The 13,630-nt window shown below is 38.2% G+C and carries 12 protein-coding genes; 3 read left to right on the forward strand and 9 right to left on the reverse strand.

The genetic code is table 11. From position 1 onward, the window contains the following. Nucleotides 1-23: 23 nt before the first annotated feature. Nucleotides 24-791 carry a class I SAM-dependent methyltransferase gene (locus NIZ91_13585; protein ID USY53784.1) on the reverse strand — a complete coding sequence of 256 codons (768 nt, stop codon included), beginning with the start codon at nucleotides 789-791 and terminating at the stop codon, nucleotides 24-26. Nucleotides 792-905: 114 nt separating this feature from the next. Between NIZ91_13585 and NIZ91_13590 the strand changes: the two genes are divergently transcribed. Beyond that, complete coding sequence (locus NIZ91_13590; protein ID USY53785.1) at nucleotides 906-1,796, forward strand: LysR family transcriptional regulator; 891 nt, start codon at nucleotides 906-908, stop codon at nucleotides 1,794-1,796. Between the two features lie 16 nt (nucleotides 1,797-1,812). On the opposite strand, the gene NIZ91_13595 is transcribed toward NIZ91_13590, so the two are convergent. The 6 genes from NIZ91_13595 to pbp4b form a co-directional block, all read right to left on the reverse strand. Then, nucleotides 1,813-2,409, reverse strand: coding sequence for a hypothetical protein (locus tag NIZ91_13595; protein USY53786.1), 597 nt, complete (start codon nucleotides 2,407-2,409; stop codon nucleotides 1,813-1,815). A gap of 114 nt (nucleotides 2,410-2,523) precedes the next feature. Further along, the gene (locus tag NIZ91_13600) at nucleotides 2,524-3,738 is read right to left on the reverse strand and encodes a multidrug effflux MFS transporter (GenBank protein USY53787.1); all 1,215 of its coding nucleotides are present in this window, start codon (nucleotides 3,736-3,738) and stop codon (nucleotides 2,524-2,526) included. A 47-nt stretch (nucleotides 3,739-3,785) separates the two neighbouring features. Continuing rightward, nucleotides 3,786-3,959 (reverse strand): hypothetical protein, encoded by a 174-nt coding sequence (locus tag NIZ91_13605; GenBank protein ID USY53788.1) that lies wholly within the window; start codon nucleotides 3,957-3,959, stop codon nucleotides 3,786-3,788. A gap of 270 nt (nucleotides 3,960-4,229) precedes the next feature. Next, nucleotides 4,230-6,422: an alpha-galactosidase gene (locus tag NIZ91_13610; protein USY53789.1), complete on the reverse strand. Its 2,193-nt coding sequence runs from the start codon at nucleotides 6,420-6,422 to the stop codon at nucleotides 4,230-4,232. A gap of 27 nt (nucleotides 6,423-6,449) precedes the next feature. Next, a complete protein-coding gene (locus NIZ91_13615) occupies nucleotides 6,450-7,484 on the reverse strand; it encodes a LacI family DNA-binding transcriptional regulator (GenBank protein USY53790.1) in 1,035 nt (344 codons plus the stop codon). Nucleotides 7,485-7,750: 266 nt separating this feature from the next. Then, nucleotides 7,751-9,109, reverse strand: coding sequence for a penicillin binding protein PBP4B (gene pbp4b / locus NIZ91_13620; GenBank protein USY53791.1), 1,359 nt, complete (start codon nucleotides 9,107-9,109; stop codon nucleotides 7,751-7,753). 240 nt (nucleotides 9,110-9,349) lie between these two features. On the opposite strand from pbp4b, the gene NIZ91_13625 reads away from it, so the two are divergent. After that, nucleotides 9,350-10,762 (forward strand): hypothetical protein, encoded by a 1,413-nt coding sequence (locus tag NIZ91_13625; protein USY53792.1) that lies wholly within the window; start codon nucleotides 9,350-9,352, stop codon nucleotides 10,760-10,762. 71 nt (nucleotides 10,763-10,833) lie between these two features. Here the strand turns inward: NIZ91_13625 and NIZ91_13630 are convergent, their stop codons facing one another. Both NIZ91_13630 and NIZ91_13635 read right to left on the reverse strand, forming a co-directional pair. Then, on the reverse strand, nucleotides 10,834-12,012 hold the full coding sequence (locus NIZ91_13630; protein USY53793.1) for an MFS transporter: 1,179 nt from the start codon (nucleotides 12,010-12,012) through the stop codon (nucleotides 10,834-10,836). An 82-nt stretch (nucleotides 12,013-12,094) separates the two neighbouring features. Then, nucleotides 12,095-13,078, reverse strand: coding sequence for a ring-cleaving dioxygenase (locus NIZ91_13635; protein ID USY53794.1), 984 nt, complete (start codon nucleotides 13,076-13,078; stop codon nucleotides 12,095-12,097). 307 nt (nucleotides 13,079-13,385) lie between these two features. On the opposite strand from NIZ91_13635, the gene NIZ91_13640 reads away from it, so the two are divergent. Beyond that, a complete protein-coding gene (locus NIZ91_13640; protein USY53795.1) occupies nucleotides 13,386-13,589 on the forward strand; it encodes a hypothetical protein in 204 nt (67 codons plus the stop codon). Nucleotides 13,590-13,630 lie beyond the last annotated feature (41 nt).

Raw genomic sequence — 13,630 nt, forward strand, 5'->3', positions numbered from 1 at the left:
CTCTAGTTTATAGATGGAATATTTCATTCTCTTATTGCCACTATTCGAATACGTTGATAATCGGCTTCAAACCGACCTTTTATATACAGCTGTGGCTTAAGATGCTTAGTGACTTGTCCAAAAAGGTGTTTCTTCTCACTATGACTAAGGCCTGTCACAAAATCACCAGCAAAACTTTCTAACCATTGCTGCATACCGTCCTCACCATCAGCTAACGGTGTAATGCGGTTAAAGTGCTGTGCAAAGAGCACTTTAAACCCGGTCTCTTCAAGCAACACGCTATATTCTCCTATACTAGGAAAATACCAAGGGTTCCTTTCCTTTGCATCAATGCTATATTCATGTTGTAGAAAATACGAAATGCTCTCAATAATGCTTTGAATATTACCTTTCCCACCGAATTCGGCAACAAATCGCCCTTTCGGTTTTAAAGCTTGGTGAACTGATGATAATACACCTTTAGCATCTTTCATCCAGTGAAGCGCTGCATTTGAAAAAATCGCATCGTATGGTTGATTAACTACGAATGACTGTCCTTCTCCGATATTAAATTGTATGTGTGAATACTTGTTTCTAGCAGCATTAATCATTTCTTCGGAATAGTCTATACCCGTGACTAACGCATTATGCTCAGCAATTTTTGCAGTTAAATCACCTGTACCGCATCCTAAATCTAAAATCCGTTCACCTTCTCTAGGAGAAAGAATATCAATTAAACTTTCACCATACTTTGAAACAAACTGCATCTTTTGGTCATATAAAGAAGGATTCCAAACATTTATTGAGTTCATTTTTAACTAACCCCTTTTTAGAAATATTTGTTATATTTATCCTACATACTAAATGATTTAATGGCTAATATATGGTAGCTATTATACTGATAGTTTAAAACTATGGAGGGAAAAATGGAGATACGCTTATTTCAATATGTAATAGAAGTCTACAAGATGAAAAGCTTTACGAAAGCTGCTGCGAATTTACATATCGCTCAGCCTTCTTTAAGTAAACAAATCTCCAAGCTAGAAGATGAGCTGGGTATTTTATTATTTAATCGTTATTCAACTGGTATTGAAATAACAGAGAAAGGCAAGCTGTTTGTTGTAAGAGCACAAGCTATTTTACGTATGCATGACAATTTACAAAAAGAGCTAGAGGATTCCAAAAACATAAAAGAAAATAGTATCACAATTGGCGTTACCCCTATCACAGGTGGGCATCTTCTTCCGCCTTTACTAAAGCAGTTTATGCATGAGTATCAAACTGTAAAAGTAAAGTTTGTGGAAGACTCAAGCGAAAATATACTGAATTTATTAGTCAACACTAAAGTAGATTTTGCTTTGCTATCGCTTCCGATTAAAGATGAACGCTTAAAATATGAACCTTTTTTAACAGAAGCTCTCTACCTTGCCGTTCCAAAGAATTCGCCCAATTGGCTACCACCTTTATCGAATCGCTTAACAGATTACAAAAATTGCCCATTCGTCTTATTAAAAAGCGGGTTTGATTTCCGCTCAAAGGTACTCTCTTTATGTGCAAATCACCAGTTCCAACCAGCAGTAGCTTATGAAACAAGTAGTATTGAAACAGCTCAATCATTAGTTTTGAACGGCCTTGGAGTTACCCTTGTTCCTGAAATGGTTATTAAACGTGACAATCCTTCCATGATTCGCTATATAAAACTAGAGCACGCTACGCGTACGCTTGTATTTGCTCACGTCAAGGATTCCTACCTTAGTCAAGCTTCAAAGAACTTTATAAATATGGCAAAAAGCACCGCAGCTTCTATCTTTAGTTAGAAACTTGGTGCTTTCTCTATTCTTCCTCTTCTTCTATAACCTGACCGATGAACGACAGTACGGATCCGCCTGCTTGAATCCAGCTTCCAAATACGTTTAATACTTCCCCTTTATCATTATCTTCACCAGAACTATCACCTATCTCCGCTGCTTCTTCTAGTTTTTCTGCTCTTAAATCATAGCCATCGCCTAGAGCCTGCATCGAATTCCCAATAATTTGCATAATATTTCCGACGATGCTATATACCTCTCCAATATTTGAGTCATCCTTTAACTCGTCTCCTAATGCAGCAGCTCCTCCTAAAGCTTGCATCAGGTTACCAGCAATCGTAAGACGAGTTTGTGTTTCTCCTTCTTCTAATAAAAGAAGGCCTGCTACAATGGTGGAGTTTCCAACCGCTTGAATTTCGTTTCCAATCTTTTCGAGAGAAACTCCTTCTTGCCCATCTGCTTCTAATGCGTTACCTGTTCCCTGTAGCAAGTTCCCCCAAAGGTTTAAATTGTACTTAGCTTGTTCTGAAAGCCACCAAAAAGGTGTGCTTCCAACCGCGGCCGTTATGGTTCCGATAGCGGCAATTGCAGCCCCAACTACTTCCAATTGTCCATTATCCATCCATTTCACGCCCCGTCGTAAAGTTCTTTTTACAGCATATGCACCATAAATTAAAAGTGATTTCAACCAAAAAAATTGCGCTTTACGGTATGTAAAGCGCAATTTTTAAGACCATTATCGTTTTTTCTTAACGAGCAACATATAAGCACATAAAGCAAGTAACTCACAAATTGCAATGACAATTCCCATCGCCAAATCCGTATTTTTTCCAAATGCTCCCACCAATGGCGCTACAGATCCTCCTAATAAAAATGGCAGTAAACCTAACAAAGCAGCTGCACTCCCTGCTTGTTTTCCTTGAGTTTGCATGGCTAATGAAAATACCGTTGTGTTAACAATCCCAACACTTGTTACTGATAAAAATAAAAAGATACATAGAAGCAAGACAGAGTCTGTCAATAGAATAGCGAGTACTAAGCTAATGCTCCCAATTGTAGCTTGAATCAAACCATACGTTAACAATGTACTTTCAGAAATTTTCCCTGCCAAACGTCCTGTCACCTGCGTGGCGATAATTAAACCTACACCATTAATAGCAAATACTCCACTAAACATTTGTGGAGATAGCCCATAAATTTCTTGAAGAACAAATGTTGAGCCCGAAATGTAAGCAAACATGGCGCTCATTACCAACCCTTGCGTCAACGCGTAACCTACAAATGTTTTATCTTTCACTAGGCTTCCGAACGTTTGTAAAATCTCTCTAAAGCCCCCTGTTTTACGGCGTTCAGGTGGTAGCGTTTCATCCAGACCAACCATAACGCTAATTAACATAACTATGCCAATTGCAGTTAAAACGCCGAATACTCCTCGCCATGATACAAACTCCAGTACTTGACCACCTGCGATGGGTGCCACAATAGGTGCTAACCCGTTAACAAGCATCAACATTGCAAAAAATTTGGTTAAGTCCGTTCCTGAAAATAAGTCTCGGACGCTAGCCCTTGAAATGACCATACCAGCCGCCCCTGCAGCTCCTTGAATAAAGCGAAGGGCAATAAACAGCCAAATAGAAGGTGCCACAACACATAAAGCTGAAGCAATTGTGTAGATAATAATTGAAATAACGAGCGGTTTTTTTCGACCTTTAATATCGCTAAAAGGACCCATTAATAGTTGGCCAAATGCTAGCCCAATCAAGCAGGCTGTTAAACTCATTTGAACTAAAGATGTTGTCGCATCAAGTTCTTTTGCGATTGTGGGAAGAGCTGGTAAATACATATCAATTGTAAAAGGACCAAATGCACCCAACCCTCCTAAAATTAAAACGAGCAGCAAGCGGCTTTTTGAACCAGCTGCTATACTTTGCGCAAACTCTCTTTGCATCATATTCTCTCCTTTTTAACCAAATGAAAAAGAGCAACTGTATCTGTTGCTCATTGAACTAAAAACAAAATTTTAACTAGTAAATATAAAATCCATATTGAGACAATTCCAATTAATCCATTTAAAAGTCGATTTTGAAACGTTTGAGTTTTTTTCTTTGGCTGAGCTTGTTTTCTTCGTTCAGAACGACTCATGGGCTGTTGACTATCATGATTCGTTAACATGATCTTGCATCTCCAATCTTACTAACAAAATCTTTTCTCGCTAAATAGTTTACCATACTCCTACTAAATAGTGGAGAATAACCATCACAAAAAAAAGTTTGAGCACTCGCTTTTTGCGAGGAGAAGTTCCAGACACGACGCTCCATTTCACTTTATTTCCAAACCGATTTTTCCCACTCCACAAAAAAACCTGAACGATTAAAAGTTGTAAGCTTTTAATTGTTCAGGCATAGGAAGAGCTGAGCTACTTATATCTCAATCTCCCCTTCTTTATCTTTTTGCTTTAAATTTCCATACATAGCTTTGAAAGTCACCTTGCAAGGAAATAGGTACATGAATTCCGCTATACATAAGCTCATCGCCTCCGTATACGTTATCCGTTCCTATTAATTCATATGACTTGTCTGAAGCTAATCCATGGAGCTTGATTGAACGCAGCGGTGTTGCTGGCTCAGCAAGTACACGATAATAAAATACCACTACTTCTTCTTTTGCTTCATCCGTAAACAACCATGCCGTTTCATTTCCTTCAAACGGACTCAAAAGTCGATAAAAATCACCGTATTGAATGAGTCTTCGAATTTCTTTGTATTCCACAATTTGCTCTTTTACAGCTTGTTTCTCTTCGTCTGTTAACTTCGTTAAATCTAATTCATAACCAAGGTTTCCAGCCATCGCTACATCACCGCGCATCTTTAACGGTGCATAACGGTGAACTTGGTGATTCGGAATATCAGATACGTGTGCTCCCATGGATACAATTGGGTAGACAAGGCTTGTTCCATACTGAATTTTTAAGCGCTCCACTGCATCCGTGTTATCGCTGGTCCACGTTTGCGGCATATAATAAAGCATTCCTGGGTCGAAGCGTCCTCCACCACCAGAACAGCTTTCAAATAAAATATGAGGAAACGCAGTTGTAAGGTCTTCCATCATTTTATATACGCCTAAAATATGACGATGGGACGTTTCTTTTTGACGCTCAGCAGGAAGAAGCGCAGAACCCACTTCTGTTAAGTGACGGTTCATATCCCATTTAACATACGTAATTGGAACCTTTGAAAGAATAGCTGAGATACGTTTTGTAATTTCAGTGCGTACATCTTCCCTGGAAAAATCCAGAACGAGCTGCTCTCGGCTTTCTGTTCGATGACGGTTCGGTACGTGCAAGCACCAATCTGGATGTTCTCTATATAAGTCACTATCTTTTGAAACCATTTCAGGTTCAAACCATAAACCGAACTCCATATTGACGTTGTTCACACGTTTGGCTACATCTTCTAGACCGGCAGGAAGCTTTTCATTATCAACGAACCAATCTCCAAGTGATGTTGTATCTGAGTTGCGCTTTTTAAACCAACCATCATCAAGCACAAATAGCTCCATGCCGAGTTCACTACCTACCTTGGCAATTTGCTCCACTTTCTCCGCATCAAAGTCAAAGTAAGTAGCTTCCCAATTATTAACCAGAATTGGCCGATCTTTCGTTTTAAATTCGCCACGCAGTAGATGGTTTTTATAAAGGTGGTGAAATGTGTGAGACATCTCCGACAAACCAGCAGATGAATACACCATCACAACTTCTGGCGTTTGAAAAGTTTGTTCTTTTTCTAGTAACCACGTAAAATTATGAGGATGAATACCTACTGATAAACGCGCCGTTGAAAATTGATCTACTTCTATTTGAGCTAAGAAATTTCCGCTGTAAACAAAGTTAAATCCGTATACTTCTCCTGAATATTCAGTCGTATCTTTACGAAGTAGAGCAAGAAAAGGGTTCTGCTGATGACTGCTTGCTCCTCTTATACTACCAACAGATTGAATACCCGTATGCAATGACTGACGCTCAACATGCCGTTCTTTTCCCCATGCTCCTGGCAACGAAAGCATATCAAATTCTGCATCTCGAAAATCAACATTAGCACTGAGAGCACGAATTAACTTTATTGATTCTTTCCCTTGATTTTCAAACTTTATCGCCCGCGTAATCGCATTATAGTTTTCAAAAACCGTATATTGTAACGTTACATGTAAACCAATGACGCTGTCTTCTAGCAAAATTTCAAGCGTCTCTGCTTCATCATCGGAATGAATATATGTAGCTGGTAGTTCTTCTAAGTTCGGTTTCCCTTTATAAATCCGATGCTCTTTATAACGTAAATCCGTAACCACTGTACCATTCGGCAGCTCAACTTGATAAGCGGGTGAACGAAAATCACCGTTACCATGCTGAGGGTACTCTTGAGGCAACCAATCCAGTGAAAAAGTGCGGTCTCCTTGATATGGATTCGGAGAAAATGAACGGTCTAGCGGCTGAATCTGGTTTGTATGGTTGTAGTTATTGATTTTTCTTCCCCAGTAAAAATGAGCTAAGTAATTATCACGAACAAGCCCCATTGCGTAGCTGGTATCTTTCGCTTTCAAGTGAAAAACCTTATTCTTTTCATCAAATATAATACCCATTTGTCTACCGCTCCCCTAGCTTTGTTATTATTTGGTTTTTTCTGCTATACTTTCCCGAGCAATAAAGCTCGTAGGTAACATTACTTTAATCGGTAATTCTCTTCCTTTTAACCGATCGTGTAAAAGCTTTACCGCTGTTTTCCCCATTTCCTCTGTATAAATTTTCACCGTAGATAAGCTTGGAGTTAAATAAGCAGCTGCACTAATATCATCAAAACTAACAACTGATACTTCCTTTGGCACAGAAATACATGCTTCATTAAGCGCTTTTAAAGCGCCAATAGCTAAAGGGTCACTCGCTGCAATAATTGCAGTCGGCATGCTGCCCTGTTCAATTAACTCTTTTGTCATCTCATATCCGTGAATTGGATCCCATCCTGCCACTTTTATGTAGCGTGAATTAAAGTTTCCTTTTTCCTTCATCACTCGCTCATATGTTTTTTGACGGCTTTCAGAGTGATGCTCTCCAGCACTGTCACTGAGACGCTTTGTAATCACTTTTCCACCAATAAAAGCGATATCTTTATGCTTCATTTCTTCCAGTTTTTCAATCAAACCTCTAGTTGCAGCTTCGAAATCAGAGGTTACTACGTCAAAACCTGTATCTTCAGGAGCATAGTCCACAAAGATTAGCCTATTTTTATTGTAATAAAATGAAGTTAAATCTTTTTCATCAATTGCCCCTATCACAATTAAGCCGTCTAAATGATTAAGTCCGCCTTTAGGGATTTCATTTTCACCAACCACAAACACGTTTTCCACCTTAAATTGATAAGCTTCACAAATACTTTCAATGCCTAATCGAATAGATAAAAAATATGGATCATTCACTTCATCTTTTGGTGATGTTGTTAGAATTAAACCGATAGAACGAGTCTCTGTTAACTTTGAATGTGCCATGTTTTTTCTTTTTGACGACTGATAATTTAAGCTTTTTGCAGTGTTTATCACTCGCTTCCGCGTATCATCAGCGACGGATAGTGTTTGATCACTATTTAAAATTCTAGATACGGTAGCAATTGAAACACCTGCTTGCTGTGCAATATCTTTAATCGTTGCCATAAATTAGCCACTCCCTATAAAAACTTCTATTTGCTTTTATGATAGCACACGAAAATTGGTATAGACCAAATAGTTTAAGGAAAAAAGACTCCTTGCTTATTATGTAGCCGTCGATAAGTTGATTCTATTTACTTTTTTTTAGTAAAATTAACTAAATTAATCTTACCAAAACCTTTACTACAGTTCAATGTTTTTTTGAATGCGTTTTCAAAAAAAAAAAAAAAAAGAAGAAGCTGATTAATCTCATCTCCTTCTTTCTTATCTCTCTATTTAATGGCTTCGTAAACGCCTGTTATAACGCTTCCATATTGACCAGTTTCAAACACGTCTCCTTCAAAGCGATTCGGATTTTCCGAAGGATTAACAAGTGGTGAATGTTTCTTATTCGTTAATAAAACAATACCTAAATCTTTTTCACGGTCGATAATGGTAACCGTACCAACCCAACCAGTATGACCAATTGCATCTCGACTTGCATGAGGACCAAACATCCATTCCATGCTTTCATCCCCATTTCTTCTCCACCCAAGCGCATACGTAGAATTCATAGGTGATGGCTCTGTAAAGACTTGAATGGTTTTCTCATCAAATAATCGCTGGCGACCATATCCTCCCCCGTTTAACATTACTTGTAATAAAACAGCTAAATCATTTGTTGTTGAGAACAAACCAGCGTGTCCCGAAATACCTCCCATTGAATAGTATGCTTTTTCGTCATGAACTTCTCCTTGCAATGTATATGTTCGAACATTCGGAAAACTTATAACACCATCTCGCGTATTACCCTGTAGTTCAGTTGCCGCAAAGTTTTTAGACTTAAACCCTTTTTGTAGCGGATTAAACAGTGTATGCTTTAAGCCCAATGGTCGATAAATTTCATTTTCTACGTAATAATCTAAACGCTGATTGGTAATTCTCTCAACAATAATGCCAAGGAGCATATAGTCAACGTCGCTGTATACGTTCTTTGTTCCCGGCTCGTATTGAAGAGGTGTTTTGGAAATTAAGTTTATAGTTTTTGCTCTGTCCTGGGAGTATAAAGCACTGGCTTTTGGATGGAAGTATTGTGGGTCTGGCGGAAATCCCCCGCTATGATGCAGTAAATCAATCACTTTCATTTGATTCTTTCCTTTAATAACATCTTCTGGCTGGTCTTTAAAGTCTGATAGGTATGTTTGAACCTTTTCATTTAAATTCAGTTTCCCTTCGCTAACTAGCTTTTGGAGAGCAAAATTTACCGCATACATTTTCGTATTAGAAGCTAAATCAAACATTGTATCTTCCTTCATTTTTTCAGGATGTTTTAGTAGTGTGGAACCATTATATTTTTTAGCATAACCATAAGCAGTATTTTTCACAACCTTACCATTTTTCACAACCAATAATACGGCACCTGGAAAGCCACTTTTAATTTCTTGTTCAATCATGGCATCCACTTCTCTTAGCTTTGCAGACGACATTCCGACCTCCTCAGGTTTAGCTTTTTTTAACACTGAGTGATTGATAGGGTGAGATATATCTTGATGAACAGATGTTTCTGAATGAATATTAGCAGATGCAGATAAAGGGCTGCTTGCTAGGGCAAGTAGCCCTGCTAGAGATAATACTGCGTACGTTTTTTTCATTGCACTTCCTCCTACAAGAATAGTAGATGCATAACTAGGATTGTGCTTCTACTATTATTATAAAAGAAAACTAAATTAGAAGATATTTGATATAGGTCCTGTTTTTTTATTCCAGCCGATATTTAAATACTGCATTTGGCTTAATTTTTCCATTTACGAGCCTTATTTCTAAGGACAAGGATCACAATTTTACATTTTTTAACATAAAATAGTATAAAAAATGCAAAGGATGTTATACCATTGAGTAAAAAAGCAAAAAAGCTCGGAAAATGCTGTCCCCCTTCCCCGCCTGTCATTCCAACTCCAAACTACGGTTATGTCTTCAATACTGGTAATCAAAATATACCTGTTGAAAGTGATATTCCGTTTAGTTCAAACGGAGCGTTGCTAGGCATCTCTCATAGCACTAGCACTACACCAATTACTATTCAAAATCCTGGAACATATGCAGTTTGGTTTATCGTAAACGGAACAACCTCTAATCAATTCGCATTATACCAAAATAACACTCTTGTTCCTGGAAGTATTTACGGCACAGAAACACCTGCTGCTGGAACGTCTGCTGGAAATATCGGAATGGTCATTATTTCTGCACTCGTAGGTGACCAGCTATCGGTACGAAACCATACAAGTGCGGCCCCAGTAAACTTAGATAATGCTTCTGGAGGAACACAAACAAACGTTAGCGCTTCAATTATGCTAATTAAAGTAGGTCCTCCTATATCACCCGATCCAACTTTAGCAGCTGTTAACAGTGCTCAAACTATTGCGGAAATGCGCATTGCCATTACTAACCCTGCACTTGGCTTAAATTTAACAGCATTTAATTCGTTAACTCTTGCACAACAAGACCAGGTCTTACAAGGGTTAATTACTAACCGGCCTGCTTTAGGCTACCCGACAGTTCAAAGCGTCCAGATTGCTCTTGATAATGAAATCAGCCAATTAGTGGACCCTAATAATATTTATGTAAGAGCAGGTGCCGTAGGAGGTAACGGCAGTCTTGGAAGCCCGTTTGGAACCATTCCTCAAGGCATTGCAGCTGTAAATGTCGGAGGTACTGTTCATATTTTAGAGGGAACGTATCCAATTACCTCTCAAATCAACGTGAACAAGGTTAATATTACTCTACTTGGAGAAAATAATCCTGTCTTATTATTACAAGCTGCTGTCATCCCTCTTTTAGTTACAGCCAGTGGCGTTACGGTGGACGGATTAACGCTGACTAGCCCTATTCCATATGCAGTGGAGTTTATTCAAGTTGGTGGTAGCAATATTCGCCTACTAAATAATACAATTTACGGCCCCCCTCAACCACTGCCAATGTCAAACTGGGTTGTTAATCGTGCCGTTGTTTCTCAGGTTGGAGCATCTAATATCCTCTTAGAAGGCAATACTTTTTATTCTTTACGAACGGGAATGTACATTAATCCGAATACAACAGGTGCTATTAATAACAATGTTGTATACAATACTAAAGGTGGTTTTTTAGTGGATGGTGCTTTTACGACTTTTCTTGGAAACTCATGGGGCACTCCTCCAAATGAATTTGATATTGTGCTCTTAGCAGGTACAACTACCGGACCTCCATATAACAATATCCCTGCTCTGCAAGCAGCCAACAACAACGCGACTATCTCTGATCAACGGTAAGAAAAAAGTGGACTCTATATATAGAGTCCACTTTTTTCTTATGATTTTATTCTATTTATTTAATATATATACTATCCTCTATGTCTAGCAACTGACCTCATAGCGAACCACTGAATAATACTCATTATAAATATTACAACGAGTAAAAAAACATACGTAGAGTAAAATTGACCAGTTAAATCAACTAAAGTTCCGATGATAATTGGCCCCAATGCGCCGATGATATAGCCAGCTGACTGGGTCATTGCTGACAAGCCGGCAGCTTCATCAGCATTTTTGGATAAATCAATGGGCAATAGCAAGTTTAGCGGAAATAGCGTTCCAGCACCGATACCAATAAAGATTGCGCCCACCCACGGAACAACTTCAAGAGCTAATAAAAGTAGACCTAACGCTTCCATCCCAGCAGCAAACCAGAGCCAAAAAAGGCGTGACGTCACTTTTTTTAGTAAAACTGGTAATAAAAATCCTACTGGAATTTGAGTTGCCGTAAAGAGCGTCAGAATACTTGCAGCGTACTGCTTCGAATAGCCTTGAGATTCAATTAATGGAGCAATCCATGCTGTTGCTGAATAAAAGATCATCGCCATACAGCCAAAAGATAATGTTAGTAACCACGCACGTTTGCTATTCCAAGGAATTGGCTTTACTTCTTCGTGTATCGAAAGATTAGAGGAAGCTTTGCTATTCTTCAAAATCCAGTGCCACCAAACCGGAATAGCTATGATAGCAAATAGTACCCAAATACTCAACGTCACTCTCCAAGAATTTGTGCTTTCATAAATTGAAACTGAAAGCCATGAAGCGGCCACTGCTCCCGCTGTCAATGCAGCTGTATAAAGGCTAATCATAAAAGGTACATGCTCATTAAAATATTTTTTTATAAAGCCAGACAAAAGCGGCCCCATAGCAGCAATGCCTATCCCTGCTATAAGGGAGGTCATAATTAAAAAACTGGTTGAATATGTAAAAAAACGCAAAACTGTTCCAAGTCCAATCAAGCAAAGTGCATATCCAATAATACGCTCTAGCCCAAATTTTTGACCCAAACCTGCAGCAAGTGGGGAAAACACCCCCATACACAATACAGGCACAGCTGTCAAAAGGCTGGCCGTAGATGCATTCATTTGAAGCGCTGATGTAAGCTCCTGTAAAATAGGGGAAATTGAATTAATGGCTGGCCTCATATTCAGTGCTGCAATCATAATGGAAACAGCAAATAAAATCATTTTCTTTTTATTAATAATCAACACCTCCACACCTTCTCTTTCTATTATACGTCAGTTCTTCTGACAATGACGTAAAAAAAGCAGCTTCCATTGGAAGCTGCTTTTACTCATACTCTTTCTCAAATATTTTTGTACTACGAACTGTTTCAATTGGTCGTACAAGCTTTTCAATTTGTTCACGTTTAGGCTCTAAAAATGGAGGAAGTGAAAGTTTTTCACCTAATGTTTCATACTCTTCATCTCCCATAAATCCTGGACCATCGGTTGCAAATTCAAATAAAATACCAGGAGAAACGCGAGCATATAAAGATTCAAAGAAGTGACGATCCACATAGCCTGATGTTGGAAATCTAAAGCTTGCAAGTCGATCAATCCACTCTTCAAGCACTTGACGATCATTCACTCGAAACGCTACGTGGTGAACGGTTCCGTATCCTTGAATACCTTCTGGTAAAGTTGTATTATGTTCAACGACTACTTGAGCACCGTTTCCACCTTCTCCAACTTCAAATAAATACAAGTCACCTTTTTGGTCTACTTGTCGGAATAATAATACTTTCTCTAATACTTCCTTGAAGAAATCGAAATTAGCAACGCGTACAAAGATTGGACCAAGTCCAGTAATTGCGTATTCTAATGGAATCGGGCCCTTTTGCCAAGGTGTGCCAGAGGCTACTCCCGCATTTCCTTCATCAGAAATTAATTGGTATTGCTGATCATCAAAGTCCACAAAAGATAAAATTTTCTTTCCGAATAGTTCTTGAATACCACCGTGATGAACACCTAAACGATTAAATCGCTTTTCCCAATATTGAAGTGCTTCATTGTTTGGAACACGAAATGATGTTTTAAAAATTTCATTCGTACCATGAGATCCTTTTGGAATTCCTGGGAAGTCAAAAAACGTCATATCAGTTCCAGCACTTCCTTTATCATCTGCAAAAAACAAATGATAGGTTTGAATATCGTCCTGGTTGACTGTTTTTTTCACCAAGCGCATCCCTAGTACATACGTGAAAAACTCATAATTTTTTTCAGCACTACTCGTAATAGCTGTCACGTGATGAATACCTTTTAATTCATTCATTCTAATTCCTCCTAAATGGGATTATGTTTATAGTATCATTTTATTTTCATATCAAATATCTTTAATTCGAGATAATTATATCAAATTCGCTTTCATCATGTCAATGTCAATCAATTAACTCATGATAATTAAGTAAAAATGGACTCGCCCTTTTCTACTCAATAAGGGCTTTTGCATATACCAGGTTGTCCTGTTTTTCATATCTTATATTAAGTAGAATGCATTAGAGCTTCTACTAATAAAACAACTGGGAGATGATTGTCAATGTGTAGAAAACACGACAAACACCGTAAAGGTAAAAAAGATTATGGTAAGAAAGAGTTTAAATGCTACTGCTACGAAAAAGATTCTTACAAAAAAGATTACAAGCACGATGACAAAAGAACTGGCAAAAAAACTTGTGATAAAAAGAAACACAGCTACGACAAGAAAGAAAGATGCTCTTATAAAAAAAGCAGCAAACGCCACGGTAAATGGGGCTACTAATTTAAATCGACTAAATTCATTTTAGTTAGAGAGAATAGAACGATTTTTGTTCTATTCTTTTTTTAC

The sequence above is a fragment of the Bacillus sp. 1780r2a1 genome, from assembly GCA_024134725.1.
In the GTDB taxonomy this organism is placed as follows: Bacteria; Bacillota; Bacilli; order Bacillales; family Bacillaceae_H; genus Priestia; species Priestia aryabhattai_A.